Here is a 22,598-nt window from a genome sequence, read left to right as displayed (position 1 = left end):
CGCGGATCAGCGCGCCGCGGCGAGCACGAACTCCGCGACGGCGTCGGTGAAGGCGTCGTTGTCGTCGCTCGCCGCGGTGTGCGCGGCGTTGCCGATCTCCACCACCTGCGCGTGCGGCACCTGCTCCAGGAATTCGGCGACCGCCTCCTCGCTCACCACATCCGACATCCGGCCGCGCACCAGCAGTACCGGGATGGTGAGCGCGCGGGCGGCGGGCTCGAGCAGCGCGGCCATGCTGTCGGTGTCGGCGTCGGCGGTCCGGCCGTCGATCATGTCCGGATCCCAGTGCCAGTACCAGCGGCCGTCGCGGTGGCGCAGGTTGCGCAGCAGGCCGTCGTGGTTCTTCGGCCGGGGGCGGTGCGGCAGATAGGCCGCGACCGCGTCGGCGGCCTGCTCGACGGTGTCGAAGCCGTCGCGGTGCTTGCCCAGGAAGGTCATCACCCGCTCGACGCCCTCGGGCTGGGGCCGGGTGACGATGTCGACCAGGACCAGCGCGCGAATCGCGGCACCGCCCGGCTGCGCGGTGGCCAGCAGTCCGGTGATGCCACCCATGCTGGCGCCAACCACCACGGCACCCCGCTCGGGGGTCGCGCCGAGTTGGTCGAGCACCGCGAGCAGATCCGCCACCATCACCGCGCGGCTGTAGTCGCGGTCGGGGGCCCACTGGCTGTCGCCGTGGCCACGCGCGTCCAGCGTGACCACCCGCAGTCCGCCCGCGGCCAGCGCGGCGCCGGTGCGTTTCCAGGAGTGCCGGGTCTGGCCGCCGCCGTGCAGGAAGATCACCAGCGGCCCGTCCTCGGGGCCGAACAGGTCGGCGGCCAGCTCGAGCCCGCCCGAGCCGCGCAGCCGCAGCGTCTGCGGCTCGAGAAGGTAGTTCGCATTACTCACGATCCGAGGATCGCACAGATGAGTGCTTCCTCACAGTCCCCCCTGCGCGCCGGGCCGGGCGGCTGTCCGCCGGCCCGGCGTCGCGACAGGTCAGCAGTCCAGCGGCATCGCGCTGAAAGTGCGCTGGAAGGTGCAGGCGATCTTCGCGTTGACCGAGGCGGAGATGGTGGACGAGCCGGACGAGGTGAACTCCTCGGCCACCGGCGCGGTCTCGACCGCGCTCGGCGCGGCGGGCTCGAGCCGCAACGGCTCGGCGTTCGCGACGGACGCGCCCCCGGCCAGGGCGGCGGCCAACGCCAGGGTCGCGGTGGTACCGCGCAGACCGGCGCGAACGGTGGTGTGCTGCATGGTGGTGCTCCTCAATCGATGTGTCGTGCGATGGAACAGGCCCCGGAGCGCCCGGGACACGGTGGGATGGTCAGGGCAGGCGCCAGTCGACCGGCTCGGCGCCGAGTTCGTCGAGCAGTTCGTTGGCCCGCGAGAACGGCCGGGAGCCGAAGAATCCCCGCGACGCCGACAGCGGGGAGGGATGGGCCGATTCGATGTAGGGCACCTCGGCCTCGGTGAGCAGCGGCTTCAGGGTGGCGGCGTCGCGGCCCCAGAGGATCGCGACCAGGGGTTCGTCCCGGGCGACCAGCGCGCGGATGGCCTGCTCGGTCACCGCCTCCCACCCCTTGCCGCGATGGGAGGCCGGCTGGCCGGGCGAGACCGTGAGCACCCGGTTCAGCAGCAGCACACCCTGATCCGACCACGGGGTGAGGTCGCCGCAGGAGGGTGTCGGGTGGCCGAGGTCCTTGTGCAGTTCGGCGAAGATGTTGGCCAGGCTGCGTGGAATCGGCGAAACATCCGGCGCCACCGAGAAACTCAGGCCCATCGGGTGCCCCGGCGTCGGGTAGGGGTCCTGGCCGACGATCAGCACCCGCACGTCGCGGAACGGCCGCTGGAACGCGCGCAGCACATTCTCGCCCGCGGGCAGGTAGCCGCGTCCGGCCGCGTTCTCGGCCCGCAGGAAATCACCCATCGCCCTGATGCGGTCGGCCACCGGCTCCAGCGCCTGCGCCCAGCCCGGATCCATGATTTCCGACAGTGGTTTCGCGCCCATGACCGCACAACCTATCGCGGTTCGTTTCCCGGCGCAGCCTCCGCCCCACGGAACGATTCCCAGCCCACGGCGCCGTCCCAGCTCATCCCGTCCACGGTGACCCCCGACCCCGCGCGGACCGTCCCGATCGCCCGCCAGCCCGGCGGCAGCGGCGCCTCCCGCGCCCAGGCGCCGACGAAGGCGTGATCCTCGCCGCCACCCAGAACCCATTGCCGCGCATCGACATTCATCGTGGCGGCGAGTGCGGTCAGTGCGTCGTCGCGCAACGCGGACGCGGACAGGTCGATCGCCACCCCGGAGGCGTCGGCGATGTGGCCGAGGTCGGCCAGCAGGCCGTCGGAGACGTCGGTCAACGCGTGCGGGCGCGGGCCGCCACCCACCGGCGCCGCCTCGTACGGCGGGTGCGGAACCCGGTGCAGCGCCACCGCTTCGGCCCGCGGACCGTCCGGCGCCGCACCGGTGGTCAGCACCGCCAAGCCGGCCGCCGACCAGCCGAGCCGGCCCGCGACCGCGACCACGTGGCCCGGCCGCGCACCGGCCCGGGTGATCGGCGGTAGTCCGCCCAGGTCGCCGAAGGCCGTGATCGAGACGACCACCTCGCGGCTGCGCACGAGGTCACCGCCCGCGACGGACGCGCCCACCCGCTCCGCCTCGGCCCACATGCCCGCCGCGAGTCCGTCGATCACCTCGACCGGGGTGTCGGCGGGACAGCCGAGGGCGACCACGAAGGCGGTCGGCCGCGCGCCCATCGCGAACACGTCGGCGGCGTTCTGGGCGATGGCCTTGCGGCCGACGTCGTGCGGTGTCGACCAGTCCAGCCGGAAATGCCTGCCCTCGACGAGCATGTCGGTGCTCACCGCGAACCGCCCGTCCGGCGCCGCCACCACCGCCGCGTCGTCCCCCGGGCCGAGCAGCACCTCCGGGCCCTGCCGACGACCGGCGTTGATCCGCTCGATGAGCGCGAACTCCCCGAGCTCGCGCACCGTCGGCGGCGTCCCGTCCTCGCCGATCATCGGTCCTCCTTCCGCGACGGTCGTGCAGGCAGAAATCCGCTCGACGGTACCCTGATCCCGACCGAGACCATCGAGGCGGACGAGGAAAGGACCCGGGGCATGGCGGCGGATTCGCCGGACGACGGCGCCGAACGCGAGGACGGCGGCCGCGAGGCAGCGGACGGCGCCCAGCGCCCCGACGGCGACCGGGCCGGAACCGAGACCGACCGCCCGTCCCTCGACAAACCGCCCGCCGGGAACCCCGAGCCCGCCGACGAGGCCGAGCAGGAGTCCGTCGACCCGGAGCCCGCCGAACGGGCCTACTCCCCCGCCCTGATCGCGACCGCCGTCGCGCTGCCGGTCATCCTCGTCGTCGGTGTGCTGGTCGCGGCGGTGATGGCGCGCAACCTGCCCACCGAACGCGAGCCGCTCGCGCTGGGCCCGGTCCCGGCCCCCGCCGCGGACGGTCCGGCATGCCAGGCGCTGCTGCCCGCGCTGCCCGCCGACCTCGGCGACTACACCAAGGCCACCCTGATCGAGCCCGCGCCGCCCGCCACGCGCGCCTGGCAGCCGGAGGGCGAGGGCGAGCCCGTCGTGCTGCGCTGCGGCCTGGACCGCCCACTCGAGTTCAACCGCGCCTCGTCGTTGCAGATCGTCAACGGCGTGCAGTGGTTCCAGATCCGCGACGACGCCGCGGCGACCAGCACCTGGTTCGCCGTGGACCGCGAGACCTACATCGCCCTGACGGTTCCCGACAGTTCCGGCCCCACCCCCCTGCAAACCGTCTCCGACACCATCACCGCCACCCTTCCCGCCCGCGAGATCGACCCCGGCCCGCTCCCCAACTGACCATTGGGGGGACGGCTGTCCCCGTGGCGATTCCCACACCCCTCTTGCCAGCGCACGCCGGTGCCGCTTCACTGTAAGTAAGTGGTTACTTACAAGGAGGCGATGTGGCCCCGTCCACCCGCGAACGCATCATCTCGGCCGCCCTGCGCCTGTTCGGCGAGCGCGGCTTCGCCGCGACATCGGTGGCCCAGATCGAACAGGAGGCCGGACTCTCCGGCGGCTCGGGCGCGCTGTACCGGCACTTCCGGTCCAAGGACGCGCTGCTCACCGCGGCGGTGGCGCACCGGCTGACCGAGCGCGGCGCCGAATGGACGCGGCTGCTGGATCCGCAGCATCCCATCGCCGAGACGTTGGCCGCGGCGGCACCGGGTGGTAGCACCGCCGACCGGCTGGCGGTGCTGTGCCGGATCGGGCTGGACCGCCTGGAGCACGACCGGGATGTGACGCGAATCCTGCTGCGGGACAACAGCATCGACCCGTCCGTACTGGAGGTGTTCCGGCGCGAGGAGTACGCGACGGTGATGTTGGTGGTCACGCGGGCACTGGCCGGGCTGGCCGCACCCGAGCACCGCGACCGGGACTGGGGACCCACCGCGGCCGTCGTCGTCGGCGCGATCTCGCACTTCTGGCTCATCCGCGACATCTTCGGTGGCGACCATCCCGCGGCGATCGATGCCGACAGCTACCTGCGCGCCACCGCCGAACTCACCGCCGCCCGGCTCGACTGGGCGGGCCCCGAGGGAGAGGAACGATCATGACCACCACGATCACCGTCGTCGGCGGCGGCCTGGCCGGGCTGACCGCGGCCATCGCGTGCGCGGAGGCCGGCGTGCCGGTACGCCTGTACGAGGCGCACGCCACCCTGGGCGGCCGCGCCCGCGCCACCGCCCCGCCCTACGTCGCCCACGAGGGCGCCCACGTCTTCTACGCCGACGGCCCGCACTACGCGTGGTTGAAGCGGCGCGGGTTCGTCGCCGGACTCGGCCTGCCCGGCCCGGCGGCCATGGCGCGCTTCGGTTTCCGTGCCGACGGCCGGGTGCGTCCGATGCTCCCCATGGACGTGCTGCGCGCTCAGCTGCGCCCGGTCACCGCCCCGGTGGATCAGGATTTCCGGTCCTGGGCGGCCGGGCGCTGGGGCGAACGCACCGCGACCAGAATGGCCAACGCCATCGCGGTGGCCACCTACGACGCCGATACCGGCCGCCTGTCGGCCGCGTTCGTCTGGGACCTGGTGGGCCGGGTGTTCGGCCCGAAGGTGCCCGCCGTGCGCTGGGTGCGCGGCGGCTGGCAACGCGTGATCGATCGGATGGCAGCGCGCGCAGCCGAACTCGGCGTGGTCGTGGAGACGGGCGCGCGCCTGGACGCCCTGCCGTCCGGCGGCCCGGTCGTGGTCGCCACCGATCTGCACGCGGCCCGCCGCCTGCTCGGCGACGACACGCTCGCGTGGACCAGCGGCCACGCCGCGCTGCTCGACCTCGGTGTACCCGCCGACCGCCGCGACCGGACGATCCTGTTCGACCTCGACGAGGGCGGCTTCCACGAGAGCTACACCATGCAGGACCCGACGATCGCCCCGGCGGGCCACTCGCTGTTCCAGCTCCAGATGCCGGTGCGGGCCGGGGAATCCCCGCGTGCCGCGCAGGATCGGCTGGCCCGCTTCGCCGATCTCGCGGTGCCCGGCTGGCGGGATCGGGCCACCTTCCGCCGCACCGCGACGGCGAAGGGCCGCACCGGCGCGCTGGATCTGCCGGGACAGACCTGGCGCGACCGCCCCGCGGTGGTCCGCGGTGACGACGTGTTCCTGGCCGGCGACATGGTCGCCGCGCCCGGGATGCGCGGCGAGATCTCGATCAACAGCGCACTGCACGCCGCCCGCGCGGCCGTCGCCGCGTGCGCCCGCGCCGCCCGCGCGGTGTGACCCGTCCGCTACCGCAGCCCGGTCCCCCGCGCCAGCGCCGTCTCGATCAGCGTCGACACCAGTGTCCCGTAGTCGATGCCGGTGGCCTCCCACATGCGCGGGTACATCGAGATCGAGGTGAAGCCCGGCATGGTGTTGATCTCGTTGATGACCGGGCCGTCGGCGGTGACGAAGAAGTCGACGCGGGCCAGGCCCTGGCAGTCCAGGGCCTGGAAGGCCCGCACGGCCAGTTCGCGGACCTGCTCGGCGATGTCGTCGTCGAGCTTGGCCGGGACGTCGAATTCGCACACGTCGTCGAGGTACTTGGTGTCGAAGTCGTAGAACTGTGGCCCGTCGCCCTCGGGCATCCGGATCTCGGCGAGCACGCTGGCCGAGATCCGGCCGTCCGGGAATTCCAGCACGCCGCATTCCACCTCGCGGCCGACGATGCCCGCCTCCACGATCACCTTCGGATCGTGTTCGCGCGCGGCCGCGATCGCGGTGTCCAGCGCCGCCCAGTCGTCGACCTTGGTGATGCCGATCGAGGAACCCGCCCGCGCCGGTTTCACGAACACCGGCAGGCCGAGCCGCTCGCGCTGTTCCTCGGTGAGGGTCGCGGTGCCGGGCCGCAGCACCACCTGGGTGCCGACCGGAAGCCCCTCGGCGGCGAGCAGTTTCTTGGTGAACTCCTTGTCCATGCCCGCGGCGCTGGCCAACACGCCGGGCCCGACATAGGGCACCCCGGCGAGTTCGAGCATGCCCTGGAGCGTGCCGTCCTCGCCGAACGGACCGTGCAGGATCGGGAACACCACGTCCACCGTCCCGAGCACCGCGCCCGCGTCGTCGAGCGCGACCAGCTCGCCACCGCGGGTGGGGTCGGCGGTCAGGGTCAGGGCGGTGCCGCCGGCGTCCACCGAGGGCAGCGCCTCGTGGCTCAGGCCGATCGCGGCGACGTCGGAACTCGCCAGCACCCAGCCGCCCTGTGGCGTGATGCCGATGGGGACGGCCTCGTATCTGGTGGGATCGAGGTGCCGCAGCACGCTCCCGGCCGAGACACACGACACCGCGTGCTCGTTGCTCCGCCCACCGAACACCACAGCCACCCTGATCCGGTTCGTCATGCACCGAACGGTACCGGGCGCGGCGGGCTTCTCCGTCGCTGCCCGTGCCCGGACTTCTGGGGTCCCTACTCCGGCTTGATGCGGCGTCCGAGCAGGCTGCCGACGGCCTCGCGAACCGAAATGCCCTCGTGGCACACCCGGTGCACGGCGTCGGTCAACGGCATCTCCACCTCGTGCGCGGCGGCCAGCGCCCGCACCGATGTGCACGACTTCACACCCTCGGCGACCTGTCCATGGGTCGCCTGCTGCGCCGCCTCCATCGATCCGCCCGCGCCGAGCACGTGCCCGAAGGAACGATTGCGCGACAGCGGCGAAGTGCAGGTGGCGACCAGGTCGCCGACCCCGGCCAGCCCGGCCAGCGTCACCGGCTCCGCGCCGAGGGTCACCGCCAGCCGCATGATCTCGGCGAGGCCGCGGGTGATGAGGCTGGCGATGGAGTTGTCACCCAGACCCATGCCCGCCGCGATGCCGCAGGCCAGCGCGATCACGTTCTTGCAGGCGCCGCCGATCTCGCAGCCGATCACGTCGGTGTTGGTGTACGGGCGGAAATAGCCGGTGTAGCTGGCCTGTTGCACGGCCTCCGCCCGGGCGGCGTCGGAACAGGCGATGACGGTCGCGGCGGGCTGTCCGGCCGCGATCTCCCTGGCCAGGTTCGGACCGGAGAGCACCGCGATGCGGCGTTCCTCGGCGCCGGTCACCTCCGCGATGACCTGACTCATCCGCAGCAGCGTGCCGGTCTCGATGCCCTTCGCCAGACTCAGCAGTGTGGCGTCGTGCTCGTCGATGGCGGCGCGCAGCGCGGGCCGCCATCCGGTGAGGTTGGCCCGCAGCGACTGCGAGGGCACCGCGAGCACGACCAGTTGCGCGCCGTCGAGCGCGGCCTCGGCGTCGTGCGTGGCCGATACGGCGGGTAGTTGCACGTCCGGAAGGTAGGCGGGATTGCGGTGTTCGGTGGCCAACGCCTCGGCGATCTCCGGGCGCCGCGCCCAGATCGTCACCTCTGTTCCCGCGTCGGCCAACACCTTCGCGAACGCGGTTCCCCAGGAACCCGCACCAAGTACTGCCGCCCTCGTCATCAACCCAATATGCCATGCAAGGATTGGGCGCATGCGTCCGCACGCCGTGCACGCCCTGATCGCGGTCAAGCGCCTGGATCAGGCCAAGAGCCGTCTCGCCGACCGGTTGCGCCCCGAGCACCGGGCCCGGTTGGTGCTGGCCATGCTCGCCGACACCATGACCGCGACGACGTCCGTGCCGGGCATCGCCGCGGTCACCGTGGTCACCCCGGACGCCGCGGTCGCCGACCTGGCTCGCTCGCTCGGCGGGCACGTGCATCCCGAGCCTGCCGCCGATTCCGCCGACAGCCTCAACGCCGCGCTGGCCGCCGCGGCGGCCGGGGTGCGGGCGCGCCACGGTGGCGTCGACCTGCTGGCGCTCCAGGCCGATCTGCCCGCACTGCGTCCCGACGAACTGGCCGACGTGCTGGCGACGGCGCCGCGCGGCGGACGCGCGATCGTCACCGACCACGCGGGCACCGGCACCGCGGCGCTGCTCGTGCGCGACGGCGGCGAGCTGGCCCCGGCGTTCGGCCCGGATTCGGCACGGCGCCACATCGCCGCGGGCGCGGTGGATCTGCCGGGCGAGTGGCCGGGGCTGCGCCGCGACGTGGACACCGCCGCCGATCTGGAGCGCGCGGTGGAGTTGGGCGCCGGTTCGTCGACACGCGCACTCCTGCGCGACATCGGCTGGTCCTGCCGTGTTCACGAACCGGCCCGCCGGGTGTGCTAGGGGGTCGCCGCGGCACCTGGGATTCGCCAGGTGTTCGGCGGCGTCGACGTGCACACCGCGTGGTCGGTAAGGGATGATCGGTGGCGTGAGCGATACGGAAACCGTCAAGCAGCAGCAGCTGCCCACGCCACCGCCGGCCGCGACTCCCCCTCAGGCAGACCAGGCGACGCAGCGGTTGCCACGAGATCGCTACCTGAACCGCGAGTTGAGCTGGCTCGACTTCAACGCGCGCGTTCTCGCGCTCGCCGAGGACGCCTCGCTCCCCCTGTTGGAACGGGCGAAGTTCCTGGCGATCTTCGCGTCCAACCTCGACGAGTTCTACATGGTGCGGGTCGCCGGGCTCAAGCGCCGTGCAGAAACCGGCCTGTCGGTTCGCTCCGCCGACGGCCGCTCGCCCAGCGAGCAATTGGCCATGATCACCGCGCGCACCCAGGAGATCGCCGACCGGCACGCGCGGGTGTTCCTCGACTCGGTCCTGCCCGCGCTCACCGCCGAGGGCATCGCCATCATCGACTGGAACGACCTCGACGCCGACGAACGCGGTCGCCTGTCGGCCTACTTCCAGGACCAGGTCTTTCCGGTGCTCACCCCGCTCGCGGTCGACCCGGCGCACCCGTTCCCCTACATCAGCGGACTCAGCCTCAACCTCGCGGTGACGGTGAAGGATTCGCTGACCGGCGGCGAGCACTTCGCCCGCGTCAAGGTCCCCGACAACGTCGACCGCTTCGTGCGGGTGCGCCGCACCGACGGCTCGACGATCGCGGCGTTCCTGCCGATGGAAGCGCTCATCGCCGCCCACCTGGACCAGCTGTTCCCCGGCATGGAAGTGGTCGAGCACCACTCCTTCCGGATCACCCGCAACGCCGATTTCGAGGTCGACGAAGACCGCGACGAGGATCTGCTGCAGGCGCTGGAACGCGAACTGGCCCGGCGCCGCTTCGGTTCGCCGGTGCGGCTCGAGGTCTCCGACGACATGACCGAGCACATGCTCGATCTGCTGCTGCGCGAACTCGATGTCGACCCGGGTGACGTCATCCAGGTGCCCGGTCTGCTCGACCTGTCCTGCCTCTGGCAGGTCTACAGCGTCGACCGCCCCAACCTCAAGGACGCGCCCTACGTCCCGGCCACCCCGCCCGCCTTCGGCGAGCGCGAGACCCCGCGCAACGTGTTCGCCGCGCTGCGCGAGGGCGACGTGCTGGTGCACCACCCCTACGACTCCTTCTCCACCAGCGTGCAGCGCTTCATCGAGCAGGCCGCCGCCGACCCGCAGGTGTTGGCCATCAAGCAGACGCTGTACCGCACCTCGGGTGACTCGCCGATCGTCAACGCGCTCATCGACGCGGCCGAGGCGGGCAAGCAGGTGGTCGCGCTGGTGGAGATCAAGGCCCGCTTCGACGAGCAGGCCAACATCAAGTGGGCCCGCACGCTGGAGCAGGCAGGCGTGCACGTGGTCTACGGCCTGATCGGGTTGAAGACGCACTGCAAGACCTGCCTGGTGGTGCGCCGCGAGGGCTCGACCATCCGCCGCTACTGCCACATCGGCACCGGCAACTACAACCCCAAGACCGCCCGCCTCTACGAGGACGTCGGATTGCTCACCGCCGCACCGGAAATCGGCGCCGACCTGACCGACCTGTTCAACTCGCTGACCGGGTACTCGCGCAAGGCGAACTATCGCAACCTGCTGGTCGCGCCGCAGGGCGTACGGGCGGGCATCATCGAACGCATCCAGCGCGAGATCGAACTGGCCCAGCGGGGCGCGTCGGCGCGAATCCGGTTGAAGGCCAACGCGATCGTGGACGAGCAGGTGATCGACGCGCTCTACCGTGCCTCCCAGGCCGGTGTGCCGGTGCAGATCGTGGTGCGCGGCATCTGCGGCCTCAAGCCCGGCGTTCCCGGCATGAGCGAGAACATCGAGGTGCGCTCGATCCTGGGCCGGTTCCTCGAGCACTCGCGGATCATGCACTTCCAGGCGCAGGACGAGTACTGGATCGGCAGCGCCGACATGATGCACCGCAATCTGGACCGCCGGGTCGAGGTGATGGCACAGGTGAAGGACCCGAAGCTGCGCGAGCAACTCGGCCAGGTCTTCGACTCGGCGCTGGCCCCCACCACCCGCTGCTGGGTGCTCCAACCCGACGGCAGTTGGCAGGCTTCCCCGGACCGTGCGGGCACCGCGGACGGGCAGGTGCGCGACCACCAGCAGTTCCTGATGCGCCTACGGAGGCCGGACCAGCAGTGAGCGAGAGCGCGGGATACACGATGGACGGCGGGCCGTTCTGGGATCCCCGGGTGACAGCCAATATTCATGCCGCGGGTGCGGTGGTGTGGCGGCGCTCCCCGGCGGGCACGATCGAGATCGCGGTGGTGCACCGGCCGAAATATCAGGATTGGTCGCTGCCGAAGGGCAAACTCGACCCCGGCGAGACCCCCGTGCTCGCCGCGGTGCGCGAAGTCCGGGAGGAAACGGGCCTGAACTGCCGGCTCGGCCGCTACCTCGGTCACGTCACCTATCCGATCCCCGGGCACCGCAAACTCAAGCGCGTGGACTACTGGGCGGCCGAGGTCGCCGACGGCGAGTTCCACGCCAACGCCGAAGTGGACGAGTTGGGCTGGTATCCGCTCGACAAGGTGATGGACCAGTTGTCCTATCCGATGGACCGGCAGGTGGTACGCACCTTCGCCCGCCTGCCCGCCGACACCGCCACCCTGCTGCTGGTGCGGCACGCCAAGGCCGGCCACCGGGAACGCTTCGACGGGCCCGATGAGCAGCGACCGCTGGAACGGGCCGGGCAGGAGCAGGCCAGGGCGCTGGCGGACAATCTGCTCGCCTTCGGACCCGCCCAGGTGTTCTCCGCGCCGCCGCTGCGCTGCGTGCAGACCGTGGAGCCGCTGGCCGAGCGGCTCGGCGTGCCGATCACGCTCGAACCGCTGCTGTCGGAGGAGGGCTACGCCGCCGATCCGGACGCGGGCCTGGCCAGGCTGGCCGAGCTGGTCTCGCCTGCGCACGTCCGGGTTGTGTGCAGCCAGGGCAAGGTCATTCCCGACCTGCTCGACCGGTGGGCCGAACGCGACGGATTGAAGCTGCCGCCCGCGCGCAATCGCAAGGGCAGCGTCTGGGTGCTGTCGATCGCCGGCGGACAACTCGTCGACGCCGACCACATGGACCGCTCGCTCTCGACCGGCGTAGTGAAATCGTGACCTTCGGCTAGGGGATCGTTAGGGGAATTCCCCCATGATCGAAAACCCGATCCCCACAAGCCGAAACAGCCCCGGGAGACTTCCCGGGGCCGTTCTCGGTCCAGCGGCGGGGTGTGGGTGGGCCGCTTCAGCGGCGGGCGGCGGTCTTCTTGGCCGCGGTCTTCTTCGCGGGCGCCTTCTTCGCGGCCGTGGTCTTCTTGGCGGCCGTGGCCTTCGTCGCCGTGGTCTTCTTGGCGGCGGTGGTGGTCTTCTTGGCCGCGGTGGCCTTGGTCGCCGACGCCTTGGTCGCCGAAGCCTTGGTGGCCGTCGTCTTCTTCGCGGGTGCCTTCTTGGCGGCGGTCTTGGTGGCCGTGGTGGTCTTCCGTGCGGTCGACTTCGCCGGGGCCTTGGTCGCCGTCGTCTTCTTGGCGGGGGCCTTGGTGGCCGTGGTGGTCTTCTTGGCGGCGGTCTTCTTGGCGGCGGCCGTGGTCTTCTTGGCCGCCGTCTTCTTGGCCGCCACAGGGGCATTCACGCCCCGCTTGACGGCCGGGCCGGTCGCGGCCAGCTTCTGCTTACCCGCGATCACCGCCTTGAATTGGGCGCCGGGCCGGAACGCGGGCACCGAAGTGGCTTTCACCTTGACGGTTTCGCCGGTGCGCGGGTTCCGGGCGACACGGGGGGCACGCTTGCGCTGTTCGAAGACACCGAATCCGGTGATGGTGACGCTCTGGCCCTTGTGCACTGCACGCACGATGGTGTCGACAACATGCTCGACTGCCGCGGTAGCCGTGCGCCTGTCCGTACCCAACTTTTCGGTCAGAACGTCGATCAGTTCCGCCTTGTTCATTGAATCCTCCGCAGACTAATGGCCCGTCGTCGGACCGACTAGGTACCACGGTAAACCCACTTTGGGCAAGAGTCTATGTGCCACGCCAAAATTCATGATGGTTTAGCACACGTCCAGCTACCGCCCCCTGATCGGCGCCAGCTATCACTCCCGGATGATTACGCCTGCGAAATAGGCGCCGGGAGGGTGGTGGGCTTCCATGTCGGCCTTGCCTTTTCGAACTCGGCGATGACGTCGCTGCGGCGCAGCGTGAGACCGATGTCGTCCAATCCTTCCAGCAGACGCCACCGGGTGTAGTCATCAATATCGAACGGCAACACGACGGTTCCCGCGGTGACGGTGCGGTCGCGCAGGTCCACCACCAATTCGAGGCCGGGCTGTTCCTCGATCATCTTCCAGAGCATTTCGACATCGTTCTGTGACATCTGCGCGGCCAGCAGGCCGCCCTTGCCCGCATTGCCGCGGAAGATGTCGGCGAAACGGGAGGAGATGACCACTCGAAAGCCGTAGTCCGACAGCGCCCACACCGCGTGCTCACGCGAGGATCCGGTACCGAAATCCGGTCCGGCGACGAGCACGGTGCCGCGGTTGAAGGGCTCGGTGTTCAGAATGAAGTCCGGATCGGAGCGCCATGCGGCGAACAGCGCGTCCTCGAAACCGGTGCGGGTGACCCGCTTGAGGTAGACGGCCGGAATGATCTGGTCGGTGTCGACATTGGACCGGCGCAGCGGCACGCCGATTCCCTTGTGCACGGTGAAGGCTTCCATCGGGATTCTCCTGGGTCGGTTCGGGTGTCTGGGTGGACGTCAGTCCAGGTCGGCCGGTGAGGACAGGGTCCCTCGCACCGCGGTCGCGGCCGCCACCAGCGGCGAGACCAGATGGGTGCGGCCGCCCTTGCCCTGCCTGCCTTCGAAGTTGCGGTTCGAGGTGGAGGCGCAGCGCTGGCCGGGCTCGAGCTGGTCGGGATTCATGCCCAGGCACATCGAGCAGCCCGCCTGCCGCCATTCGGCGCCCGCGGCGGTGAAAATCTCGCCGAGCCCCTCCTTTTCCGCCTGCGCGCGCACCCGCATCGAGCCCGGTACGACCAGCATTCGCACGCCCTCGGCAACCCGGCGGCCCTTCAGGATTTCGGCCGCCGCCCGCAAATCCTCGATCCGGCCGTTGGTGCACGAGCCGACGAAAACGGTGTCGACGGCGACTTCGCGCAGCGGCGTGCCCGGGGTCAAATCCATGTACCGCAGCGCTTTCGCGGCGGCCTCGCGGGCGGTCTCGTCGGCGAAATCGGCCGGATCGGGCACGGTCGCGCTCAGCGGCGCACCCTGGCCCGGGTTCGTGCCCCAGGTGACGAACGGGCTCAGCGAGCTCGCGTCGATGTGCACCTCGGCGTCGAAAACAGCGCCCTCGTCGGTCCGCAGCGCGTCCCACGCGGCCACCGCGGCGTCCCAGTCGGCACCCTTCGGCGCGTGCGGACGCCCCTTCAGGAACTCGTAGGTCACCTCGTCGGGGGCGATCATGCCGGCTCGCGCACCCGCCTCGATGGACATGTTGCACATCGTCATCCGCGCCTCCATCGACATGGCGCGCACGGCCTCGCCGCGGTACTCGAGCACATAGCCCTGGCCGCCACCGGTGCCGATCTGGGCGATCACGGCCAGGATGACGTCCTTGCTGGTGACCCCGGGCGGCAGCTGCCCGTCGATGTTGATCGCCATGGTCTTGAACGGGCGCAGCGACAAGGTCTGCGTGGCCAGCACGTGCTCGACCTCGCTGGTGCCGATACCCATCGCCAGCGCGCCGAAGGCGCCGTGGGTGGAGGTGTGGCTGTCACCGCAGACCACGGTCATGCCGGGCTGGGTCAGGCCGAGCTGCGGGCCGACCACGTGCACGATGCCCTGTTCCAGGTCCCCCATCGGGTGCAGCCGGATGCCGAATTCGGCGCAGTTGCGGCGCAGCGTCTCGACCTGCGTGCGTGAGATCGGGTCGGCGATCGGCTTGTCGATGTCGACGGTGGGGACGTTGTGGTCCTCGGTGGCGATGGTGAGGTCGGGACGGCGGACCGGGCGGCCCGCGGCGCGCAGGCCGTCGAAGGCCTGCGGGCTGGTGACCTCGTGCACGAGGTGCAGGTCGATGTAGATCAGATCCGGCTCGCGCGAGGCGCCCTCGCCCTCACCCCGGGCGACGACGTGCTCTTCCCAGACCTTCTCGGCCAGGGTACGTGGGCGGTCGGCCATTCTCGATCACCTTTCGAACGGGCTGCGGCCGCGACGGCGGGCTGTGCCGCCGCGGTTCGACTTCTGGGGATTGCGCGTCCCGGCCGGAAGCCGCATCTCCCGGCGATGCCCGCCGGAGTTGCGTTTCCCAGCATACGAGACGCTAGTATCGTTCTATGAGACAGCATAGCGGTATCGGTGTTCTCGACAAAGCAGTGGCGGTGCTCCATGCGGTCGCGGAGCAGCCCTGCGGTCTCAACGAGCTCTGTGCCCGCACGGGCCTGCCCCGGGCCACCGCCCACCGGCTGGCGGTCGGCCTGGAGGTGCACCGGCTGCTCGCGCGCGACAACAACGGCATCTGGCGGCCGGGCCCGGCGCTCGCGGAGCTGTCCACGGGCGCGAGCGATCCGTTGCAGGAGGCAGCCGGGCTGATTCTGCCCCGGTTGCGCGAGATCACCGGCGAGAGCGTGCAGCTCTACGTGCGCGACGGCACCGCGCGCATCTGCGTGGCGGCGATGGAACCGCCGTCCGGCCTCCGCGACACCGTGCCGATCGGCGCCCGACTACCCCTGACCGCGGGCTCGGCGGCCAAGGTGCTGGTGGCCTGGGCCGAGCCCGAGTTGCAGCGCACCGTGCTGCCCGAGGCGGTGTTCGGCGAGCGCGCGCTGGCCGAGGTGCGCAGGCGCGGCTGGGCGCAGAGCGCGGCCGAGCGGGCCGCGGGAGTGGCGAGCGTGTCGGCTCCGGTGCGCGATACGGCGGGCGCCGTGGTCGCGGCGGTCTCGGTGTCGGGCCCGATCGACCGGATGGGCCGCAGGCCGGGCGCGCGCTGGGCCGCGGATCTGGTGGCCGCCGCCGACGCGCTACACAAGCGGCTGTAACACGTTTCACATCCGGTCACTACAGTTGGCGCATGGGAGTCAACCAACGCGCACAGATCGTCATGTCCGACACCGAGGTGACCGAGTTCCTCGAGCGCAGCCGCATCGCAACGCTCGCCACCCTCGGCCCGACCGGCACCCCGCACCTGACCGCGATGTGGTTCGCGCTGATCGGCGGGGAGCGCGGCCCCGACGGCACGGTGACCGCGCTGCCGGAGATCTGGTTCGAGACCAAGGCGAAGTCGCAGAAGGCGGTCAACCTGCGCCGCGATCCCCGGGTCACCTGCATGGTGGAAGCCGGCCAGACCTACGACCAGCTGCGCGGGGTCTCCTTCGAGGGCACGGCCGAGATCGTCGAGGACCCGGACAAGCTGTGGGCGGTCGGGGTGAGCGTGTGGGAGCGCTACACCGGTCCCTACAGCGAGGAGGTGCGCCCGCTGGTGGCCAGCATGCTGCACAAGCGGGTGGCGGTGCGCCTGGTACCGACCCGTATCCGCAGCTGGGACCACCGCAAGCTCGGTCTGCCCGCGATGCCGCTCGGCGGCAGCACGGTCACCGCCGACCAGCCGTCCGTGGACACCCCCGGGTAATTCGAGCGACAACGCCCGCCCGCCGCGCTAGCGTCGAGGATGTCCGGATCGCGCGCGCCCACCGGGCCGCCGCCACCCCGGCAGAACCACGAAAGGAGCGCCATGACCGACTCCACCGATTCCCCCGGCACGTCCGAGGACCTGAAGCGCAAGTTCCGCGAGGCCCTCGACCGCAAGAACGCCCACCACACCAAGTCCGAGGCCCATCTCGCCGCCCGCGCGAAGGCCTCCCCCGCCCATGCGGCGGCCGGCCACAAACGCGAGTTCCGCCGCAAGAGCGGCTAGCCCCTCGCCGGGCGGGGCGTTGCGGGCTCCGCCCCCACACGACCAATGCGAAGCAAAAAGGCCCATGCTCGCCATGAGCATGGGCCTTTCTTCTTGCGTAGCCCCGACGGGATTCGAACCCGCGCTACCGCCTTGAGAGGGCGGCGTCCTAGGCCGCTAGACGACGGGGCCAGGACATGATCACTCACTTGCTCAGTGACCACCCGGTAGATCTTTCGATCTGTGGGAACTCGGTTAGCTTAGCCGACCGAAGCCCGGCGACCAAATCGCCGGATGCTGAACAACTTTCGGCCGCGAACCGAGAGACGTACAACATTCTCCGCTGGGGTACCAGGACTCGAACCTAGAATGGCTGAACCAGAATCAGCTGTGTTGCCAATTACACCATACCCCATTGACCAGGTCTTTCAGCCCCGGGTCCGGCTGACTCGGGGCCGCGTTTCCGGCCGAGGAAGAGATTACCAAACCTCGGCGGGTAAACTACAAATCGCCTGGTCAAGGCCCTGTTTTGGGCCGCTTTCGACTACTGCCGCGCCCACTCGAGCCCGGAGCGCAGCCGCGCCAGGGTGAGCTCGCGCCCGAGCAGCTCCAGCGACTCGTACAGCGGCGGGCTGATGTGCGAGCCGGTGACCGCCACCCGCACCGGCGCGAAGGCCTTGCGTGGTTTGAGCCCCAGATCGTCGATCAGCGACGTTTTGAGGGCGTCCTCGATGACGGGGGTGGTCCACCCGGGCAGCGGCTCCAGCGCGGCGATGGCGGCCTCGAGCACCGGCACGGCGTCGGCGCCGAGGTTCTTGGCGGCCGCGGCCTCGTCGACGGTGAATTCGTCGGCCGGCGCGAACAGGAATCGCAGCAGATCCCAGGCGTCGCCGAGCACCACGATGCGCGTCTGCACCAATTCGGCGGCCGCGGCGAACACTTTCTCGTCCACGTCCGCGCCGATGTGGCCGTGTTCGGTGAGGAACTGCCGCAAGCGGTGGGCGAAATCACCCGGTTCGAGCAATCGGATGTGCTCGGCGTTGAGCGCGTCGGCCTTCTTCTGGTCGAATCGGGCGGGATTCGAATTCACTTTCGAAATGTCGAACGCCGCCACCATCTCGGACATGGAGAACACGTCGCGGTCATCGGCGAGACTCCAGCCGAGCAATGCGAGGTAATTCAGCAAACCTTCCGGGATGAATCCGCGGTCGCGGTGAGCGAACAGGTTGGACTCCGGATCGCGCTTGGACAACTTCTTGTTGCCCTGCCCCATCACGAATGGCAGGTGACCGAACTCCGGGGTGAAGTCGGCCACCCCGATCCGGCGCAATGCCGCGTAGAGCGCGAGCTGCCGCGGCGTGGAGGAGAGCAGATCCTCGCCGCGCAGTACGTGGGTGATCTTCATCGAGGCGTCGTCGACCGGGTTGACCAGCGTGTAGAGCGGATCACCATTACCGCGGGTGAGCGCGAAGTCGGGCACCGTGCCCGCCTTGAAGGTGGTCTCACCGCGCACCAGGTCGGTCCACGTGAGGTCCTCGTCGGGCATCCGCAGGCGCACCACGGCGGGCCGGCCCGCGGCCCGGTAGGCCTCGATCGCCTCGGGGGTGAGATCGCGGTCGTAATTGTCGTAGCCGAGCTTCGGATCGCGGCCCGCGGCACGATGGCGGGCCTCGACCTCCTCCGGGGTGGAGAACGATTCGTAGGCCTCGCCGGCCTCCAGCAGCCGCCGCACCACGTCCAGATACAGTTCCCGCCGCTGCGATTGGCGGTAGGGACCGTAGGGGCCGCCGACCTCGGGCCCCTCGTCCCAGGTGAGCCCGAGCCAGCGCAGCGCGTCGAGGATCGCGTGGTAGGACTCCTCGGAATCGCGTGCGGCGTCGGTGTCTTCGATGCGGAAGACGAAGGTGCCGCCGGTGTGGCGGGCGTAGGCCCAGTTGAACAGGGCGGTGCGGATCAGGCCGACGTGCGGCGTCCCGGTCGGCGACGGGCAGAAACGGACCCGTACTTCTGTCATGACTCTCTCTCGATCAGCGTTTGGCGGCAACGGGATTGGTCAGGGTGCCGATTCCCTCGACGGTGACCGACACCTGCTGTCCGACCTGCATCGGACCGACGCCCTCGGGTGTTCCGGTGAGGATCACGTCGCCGGGCAGCAGCGTCATGACCGTGCTCACCCATTCGATGAGCTTCGGAATGTCGTGCAGCAGCAGCGAGGTGCGGCTGCGCTGGCGCACCTCGCCGTCGAGCTCGGTGCGGATCTCCAGATCCGCGGGGTCCAGGGCGGTTTCGATCCACGGACCGAGCGGGCAGAAGGTGTCGTAGCCCTTGGCCCTGGTCCACTGACCGTCCTGGCGCTGCTGATCGCGGGCGGTCACGTCGTTGGCGACGGTGTAGCCCAGGATGACCTCGCGCGCGCGGGCGGCGGACACGTCCTTGCACGGACGGCCGATCACGACCGCCAGTTCGCCCTCGTAGTCCACCTGCTGGGAGCTGGGCGGCACGATGATCGGCGCGTGCGGGCCGACGATGGCGGTGTTGGGTTTGATGAAGATCACCGGCTGCTCGGGCGCCTCGCCGCCCATCTCGGCCGCGTGCGCCGCGTAGTTCTTGCCCACGCAGACGACCTTGCTGGCCAGGATCGGCGCGAGCAGGCGCACGTCGGCCAGCGGCCAGCTGCGCCCGGTGAACGTCGGCGTACCGAACGGATGCTCGGCGATCTCCTTGGTGACGGCGTCGGCACCCTCCCCCTCGATGCTGACGAACGCGACCCCTTCGGGACTGGCAACTCGACCTAGACGCATGGTGGGGAGTCTACGGAAGCCGCTGGTCGCCGCGATGCGCGCCCGTACGCGCGGGCGCGGGCGATGTGAGATTCCTCGCCCGCGGCACCTCGCCGCCCGGGCGTGCGCCGCACCACCCCGCGGGTGTACGGTGAGTTTCGCAGTTCACTGGATGAGAAGTCCATCTTACATATTGAGATTCGAGATCCCGAGGTGAGGCCGATGACCACCGTGACGCAGATCAGCGCCGTCCGCCGGTGGTCCATGCTCGCGCTCGGCGTCTTCGCCCAGTCCGCCAGCGCCGTGTTCGTCCACGGCACGCCCTTCCTGCTGCCCGCGCTGACGAATCGCGGCATGGCGCTGCCGACGGCGGGCGTCCTCGTGGCGATGCCCACGGTCGGGCTGGTCTGCACCTTGATCGCCTGGGGCTATGTCGTGGATCGCATCGGGGAGCGCAAGGTGCTGGTGGCCGGTCCCCTGGTGATGTTCGTCGCGGGCGCCGCCGCGGCCGTCACCACGCACGACTTCGCCTTGGGCGCACTGTTGTTCGTCGGCGGCGTCGGCGCGGCGAGCACCAACGGCGCCAGCGGCCGGGTGATCGTCGGCTGGTTCCCGCCGCAGCGGCGCGGGCTGGCGATGGGCATCCGGCAGACCGCGCAGCCGCTCGGTGTCGGCATCGCCGCGTTGACGATCCCGCCGGTGGCCGAACACCACGGCGTCGCCGCGGCCGTGCTGGTCCCCGCGGTGATGGCGGGCGTCGCGGCGCTGGCCTGCCTGGTCGCCATCATCGACCCGCCGCGGCCGAAAGGTGCTGCCGCCGACCGGGACAACCCCTATCGCGGAGATGCCACGCTGTGGCGCATCCACGGTGTCTCGGTGCTGCTGGCCGTCCCGCAGGGCGTGGTGTGGACCTTCGCGCTGCTGTGGCTGCACCGCGACATCGGCTGGTCGCTGCCGGTGGCGGGCGCGGTGGTCACCGCCACCCAGATCCTCGGCGCACTGGGCCGGATCGGCGCGGGCGCATGGTCGGATCGGGTGGGCAGCAGGTTGCGACCGCTGCGTCAGATCGCGGTGGCGGCGGCGCTGTGCATGGCCGGGCTCGGCGTGACGGCGTGGACGCAGTGGTGGTGGCTCGCGATCGGATTGCTGTTCGCCGCCTCGGTGATCACCGTGTCGGACAACGGATTGGCCTTCACCGCCGTCGCCGAGATCGCCGGGCCGTACTGGAGCGGACGCGGGCTGGGCATGCAGAACACCGGCCAGAATCTGGCGATGGCCGCCATCCCCCCGGTGTTCGGCGCGCTCGTCACCGTCGGCGGGTTCCCGGCGGCCTACCTGGTCACCGCGGCCGTCGCCGCGATGGCGGTTCCCCTGGTACCCGCCGACCCGAAAGCCCACCGCGAGAACGGCTCCGCCGCAGGCGTCAGACCTCGAGCAGGTCGCCGGGATCCACGCTGACGCGAAAGCCGTTGTCCGAGCCGATATCCGCGGTCAGCACCGAACCGGATTCCACCACCGCGCTCGCCCGGTACATGCCGTCCGCGAGCACCAGCCGGTGGATGCGCACCTGCGGATGATGTTCCACGATCCAGTATTCCGGGATGCCGACCGCCGCGTACTCGCGGACCTTGCGCACCCGGTCGGTGCGCTCGCTCGCGCTGCCCGGCGCGATCACCTCCACCGCCAGCCGCACCTGGGTGCCGGGGATGACGCGCGGTGGGTCGGCGACGATGGCGGCGCGGATCACCTCGCGCGGCACCACCACGATGTCGGGCTTGCGCACCCCGCCGGGCGTTCCGACCTCCCATCCGCCGCCGAGGCAGACGTGCACGGCCAGATCGGCACTGCGATCGAGCAGCCGGGCCATCCGCTGCACCACGTGGTTGTGCCGGGCACCGCGGTGCACTTCGACCAACCAGCCGTCCTCGAGTTCGTAGCCCTTGCCGTGCTCGGGCAGCGCGTGCAGGTCGCCGATCGTGTACGGACCGCGTCCCGTCCGCCGTCCACTCACCAGATCCTCCTGCCGTATCGCGCCGAACCTTCGGCGATACCGTGCGTTCGGGATACCCACCTGGGCGCCGCCCGAACGAGACAGGACGGGCCCCGCATCCGGTGCGGATGCGGGGCCCGTGTCATGACCGGTTCAGACCGCCGCGGCGATCCGGTCGCCGATCTCGACGGTGGAGGCGGTGCCCGAGCGGGCGGCCAGGTCCTTGGCGACCGCGGCGTCGATCCGCGCGGCGGCCTCGGTGTCGCCGAGGTGGTTCAGCAGCAGCGAGACCGACAGGATGGCGGCGGTCGGGTCGGCCTTCGACTGGCCCGCGATGTCGGGCGCGCTGCCGTGCACCGGCTCGAACATGCTCGGGTTGGTGCCGGAGGCGTCGATGTTGCCGCTGGCCGCCAGGCCGATGCCGCCGCTCACCGCGGCCGCGAGGTCGGTGATGATGTCGCCGAACAGGTTGTCGGTGACGATCACGTCGAAGCGGCCCGGGTCGGTGACCATGTGGATGGTGGCGGCGTCGATGTGTTGGTAGGCGACCGTGACCTCGGGGAACTCCGCGCCCACCTCGTCGACGGTGCGCTGCCACAGCGACCCGGCGAAGGTCAGCACATTGGTCTTGTGCACCAGCGTGAGGTGCTTGCGCCTGGCCTGCGCCTTGGCGAAGGCGTAGCGCACGACCCGTTCGATGCCGAAGCGGGTGTTGGTGCTGACCTCGGTGGCGACCTCGTGCGGCGTCCGTACCCGGATCGCGCCGCCGGTGCCGGTGTAGGGGCCCTCGGTGCCCTCGCGCACCACGACGAAATCGATGTCGGGTGCACCGGCCAGCGGGCTCCGCACGCCGGTGAACAGCCTCGACGGCCGCAGGTTCACGTGGTGGTCGAGCTCGAAACGGGTGCGCAGCAGCAGGCCGCGCTCGAGCACGCCGCTGGGCACCGACGGGTCACCGATCGCCCCGAGCAGGATCGCGTCGTGCTCGCGCAGTTCCGGCAGCACCGAGTCGGGCAGGATCTCGCCGGTCGCGTGATAGCGCTTGGCGCCCAGGTCGTATTCGGTCTTCTCGACGCCGGGCACGACCACGTCGAGCACCTTCAGCGCCTCGGCGATGACCTCGGGACCGATGCCGTCACCGGGGATGACCGCAAGCTTCATGACAACTCCTCGTCATGCCCCACGCGCCGCCACCGGGGTGCGGTGGCGGCGCGCGGCGACG

23 protein-coding genes and 2 tRNA genes are annotated in these 22,598 nt (G+C 70.7%); 10 read left to right on the top strand and 15 right to left on the bottom strand.

The genetic code is table 11. From position 1 onward, the window contains the following. Window positions 1-6 precede the first annotated feature (6 nt). The 4 genes from AMO33_RS27760 to AMO33_RS27745 all read right to left on the bottom strand — a co-directional run bounded on the left by AMO33_RS27760 (window position 7) and on the right by AMO33_RS27745 (window position 3,003). Window positions 7-888 carry an alpha/beta fold hydrolase gene (locus tag AMO33_RS27760; RefSeq protein WP_011210732.1) on the bottom strand — a complete coding sequence of 294 codons (882 nt, stop codon included), beginning with the start codon at window positions 886-888 and terminating at the stop codon, window positions 7-9. Between the two features lie 90 nt (window positions 889-978). Beyond that, on the bottom strand, window positions 979-1,236 hold the full coding sequence (locus AMO33_RS27755) for a hypothetical protein (protein WP_011210733.1): 258 nt from the start codon (window positions 1,234-1,236) through the stop codon (window positions 979-981). 70 nt (window positions 1,237-1,306) lie between these two features. After that, window positions 1,307-1,990 carry a uracil-DNA glycosylase gene (locus tag AMO33_RS27750; RefSeq protein ID WP_011210734.1) on the bottom strand — a complete coding sequence of 228 codons (684 nt, stop codon included), beginning with the start codon at window positions 1,988-1,990 and terminating at the stop codon, window positions 1,307-1,309. Between the two features lie 11 nt (window positions 1,991-2,001). Beyond that, window positions 2,002-3,003 (bottom strand): thiamine-phosphate kinase, encoded by a 1,002-nt coding sequence (locus tag AMO33_RS27745; RefSeq protein ID WP_060594816.1) that lies wholly within the window; start codon window positions 3,001-3,003, stop codon window positions 2,002-2,004. Between the two features lie 99 nt (window positions 3,004-3,102). Here AMO33_RS27745 and AMO33_RS27740 point away from each other — a divergent pair, with 99 nt between their 5' ends. From AMO33_RS27740 to AMO33_RS27730, 3 genes are all read left to right on the top strand, one after another. Then, complete coding sequence (locus tag AMO33_RS27740; protein WP_011210736.1) at window positions 3,103-3,831, top strand: DUF3515 domain-containing protein; 729 nt, start codon at window positions 3,103-3,105, stop codon at window positions 3,829-3,831. Window positions 3,832-3,935: 104 nt separating this feature from the next. Beyond that, window positions 3,936-4,589 carry a TetR/AcrR family transcriptional regulator gene (locus tag AMO33_RS27735; protein WP_060594815.1) on the top strand — a complete coding sequence of 218 codons (654 nt, stop codon included), beginning with the start codon at window positions 3,936-3,938 and terminating at the stop codon, window positions 4,587-4,589. Then, window positions 4,586-5,749, top strand: a complete 1,164-nt coding sequence (locus tag AMO33_RS27730; RefSeq protein WP_011210738.1) for an NAD(P)-binding protein — start codon at window positions 4,586-4,588, stop codon at window positions 5,747-5,749. Before AMO33_RS27735 ends, AMO33_RS27730 begins: the two co-directional genes overlap by 4 nt. Before the next feature lie 8 nt (window positions 5,750-5,757). Here AMO33_RS27730 and AMO33_RS27725 read toward each other — a convergent pair whose 3' ends face one another. Next, window positions 5,758-6,849 carry a D-alanine--D-alanine ligase family protein gene (locus AMO33_RS27725; RefSeq protein ID WP_060594814.1) on the bottom strand — a complete coding sequence of 364 codons (1,092 nt, stop codon included), beginning with the start codon at window positions 6,847-6,849 and terminating at the stop codon, window positions 5,758-5,760. Between the two features lie 65 nt (window positions 6,850-6,914). Then, complete coding sequence (locus AMO33_RS27720) at window positions 6,915-7,925, bottom strand: NAD(P)H-dependent glycerol-3-phosphate dehydrogenase (protein ID WP_011210740.1); 1,011 nt, start codon at window positions 7,923-7,925, stop codon at window positions 6,915-6,917. Window positions 7,926-7,956: 31 nt separating this feature from the next. Between AMO33_RS27720 and cofC the strand changes: the two genes are divergently transcribed. The 3 genes from cofC to AMO33_RS27705 all read left to right on the top strand — a co-directional run bounded on the left by cofC (window position 7,957) and on the right by AMO33_RS27705 (window position 11,838). Next, window positions 7,957-8,637: a 2-phospho-L-lactate guanylyltransferase gene (cofC, locus tag AMO33_RS27715; protein WP_011210741.1), complete on the top strand. Its 681-nt coding sequence runs from the start codon at window positions 7,957-7,959 to the stop codon at window positions 8,635-8,637. 73 nt (window positions 8,638-8,710) lie between these two features. Then, the gene (locus tag AMO33_RS27710; RefSeq protein ID WP_011210742.1) at window positions 8,711-10,879 is read left to right on the top strand and encodes an RNA degradosome polyphosphate kinase; all 2,169 of its coding nucleotides are present in this window, start codon (window positions 8,711-8,713) and stop codon (window positions 10,877-10,879) included. Between the two features lie 20 nt (window positions 10,880-10,899). After that, window positions 10,900-11,838 carry an NUDIX hydrolase gene (locus AMO33_RS27705; protein ID WP_011210743.1) on the top strand — a complete coding sequence of 313 codons (939 nt, stop codon included), beginning with the start codon at window positions 10,900-10,902 and terminating at the stop codon, window positions 11,836-11,838. Window positions 11,839-11,965: 127 nt separating this feature from the next. On the opposite strand, the gene AMO33_RS27700 is transcribed toward AMO33_RS27705, so the two are convergent. From AMO33_RS27700 to leuC, 3 genes are all read right to left on the bottom strand, one after another. Beyond that, window positions 11,966-12,664, bottom strand: coding sequence for an HU family DNA-binding protein (locus AMO33_RS27700; RefSeq protein WP_011210744.1), 699 nt, complete (start codon window positions 12,662-12,664; stop codon window positions 11,966-11,968). A 158-nt stretch (window positions 12,665-12,822) separates the two neighbouring features. Further along, window positions 12,823-13,431 carry a 3-isopropylmalate dehydratase small subunit gene (gene leuD, locus AMO33_RS27695; protein WP_011210745.1) on the bottom strand — a complete coding sequence of 203 codons (609 nt, stop codon included), beginning with the start codon at window positions 13,429-13,431 and terminating at the stop codon, window positions 12,823-12,825. A gap of 39 nt (window positions 13,432-13,470) precedes the next feature. Beyond that, complete coding sequence (gene leuC / locus AMO33_RS27690; RefSeq protein WP_011210746.1) at window positions 13,471-14,895, bottom strand: 3-isopropylmalate dehydratase large subunit; 1,425 nt, start codon at window positions 14,893-14,895, stop codon at window positions 13,471-13,473. A gap of 155 nt (window positions 14,896-15,050) precedes the next feature. Between leuC and AMO33_RS27685 the strand changes: the two genes are divergently transcribed. The 3 genes from AMO33_RS27685 to AMO33_RS27675 all read left to right on the top strand — a co-directional run bounded on the left by AMO33_RS27685 (window position 15,051) and on the right by AMO33_RS27675 (window position 16,627). Then, window positions 15,051-15,752 (top strand): IclR family transcriptional regulator, encoded by a 702-nt coding sequence (locus AMO33_RS27685; protein WP_011210747.1) that lies wholly within the window; start codon window positions 15,051-15,053, stop codon window positions 15,750-15,752. A gap of 32 nt (window positions 15,753-15,784) precedes the next feature. Continuing rightward, a complete protein-coding gene (locus AMO33_RS27680; protein WP_011210748.1) occupies window positions 15,785-16,342 on the top strand; it encodes a pyridoxamine 5'-phosphate oxidase family protein in 558 nt (185 codons plus the stop codon). Window positions 16,343-16,444: 102 nt separating this feature from the next. Continuing rightward, window positions 16,445-16,627, top strand: a complete 183-nt coding sequence (locus AMO33_RS27675; protein ID WP_060594813.1) for a DUF5302 domain-containing protein — start codon at window positions 16,445-16,447, stop codon at window positions 16,625-16,627. A 98-nt stretch (window positions 16,628-16,725) separates the two neighbouring features. Here the strand turns inward: AMO33_RS27675 and AMO33_RS27670 are convergent. The 4 genes from AMO33_RS27670 to AMO33_RS27655 all read right to left on the bottom strand — a co-directional run bounded on the left by AMO33_RS27670 (window position 16,726) and on the right by AMO33_RS27655 (window position 19,407). Beyond that, window positions 16,726-16,798 (bottom strand) — tRNA-Glu (locus AMO33_RS27670). Between the two features lie 151 nt (window positions 16,799-16,949). Then, window positions 16,950-17,021, bottom strand: a tRNA-Gln gene (locus AMO33_RS27665). Between the two features lie 129 nt (window positions 17,022-17,150). Continuing rightward, the gene (gene gltX / locus AMO33_RS27660) at window positions 17,151-18,620 is read right to left on the bottom strand and encodes a glutamate--tRNA ligase (RefSeq protein ID WP_060594812.1); all 1,470 of its coding nucleotides are present in this window, start codon (window positions 18,618-18,620) and stop codon (window positions 17,151-17,153) included. Between the two features lie 13 nt (window positions 18,621-18,633). After that, window positions 18,634-19,407, bottom strand: coding sequence for a fumarylacetoacetate hydrolase family protein (locus AMO33_RS27655; RefSeq protein ID WP_011210751.1), 774 nt, complete (start codon window positions 19,405-19,407; stop codon window positions 18,634-18,636). A 201-nt stretch (window positions 19,408-19,608) separates the two neighbouring features. On the opposite strand from AMO33_RS27655, the gene AMO33_RS27650 reads away from it, so the two are divergent. Next, a complete protein-coding gene (locus tag AMO33_RS27650; protein WP_060594811.1) occupies window positions 19,609-20,844 on the top strand; it encodes an MFS transporter in 1,236 nt (411 codons plus the stop codon). Here the strand turns inward: AMO33_RS27650 and AMO33_RS27645 are convergent. Both AMO33_RS27645 and AMO33_RS27640 read right to left on the bottom strand, forming a co-directional pair. Further along, a complete protein-coding gene (locus tag AMO33_RS27645) occupies window positions 20,810-21,397 on the bottom strand; it encodes a Uma2 family endonuclease (protein WP_011210753.1) in 588 nt (195 codons plus the stop codon). The genes AMO33_RS27650 and AMO33_RS27645 overlap by 35 nt on opposite strands. Window positions 21,398-21,529: 132 nt before the next feature. Continuing rightward, window positions 21,530-22,537, bottom strand: a complete 1,008-nt coding sequence (locus AMO33_RS27640) for a 3-isopropylmalate dehydrogenase (RefSeq protein ID WP_011210754.1) — start codon at window positions 22,535-22,537, stop codon at window positions 21,530-21,532. Window positions 22,538-22,598: the final 61 nt, after the last annotated feature.

Source organism: Nocardia farcinica (genome assembly GCF_001182745.1).
GTDB lineage: Bacteria > Actinomycetota > Actinomycetes > Mycobacteriales > Mycobacteriaceae > Nocardia > Nocardia farcinica.
This window is presented reverse-complemented; position numbering and strand designations above follow the sequence as displayed.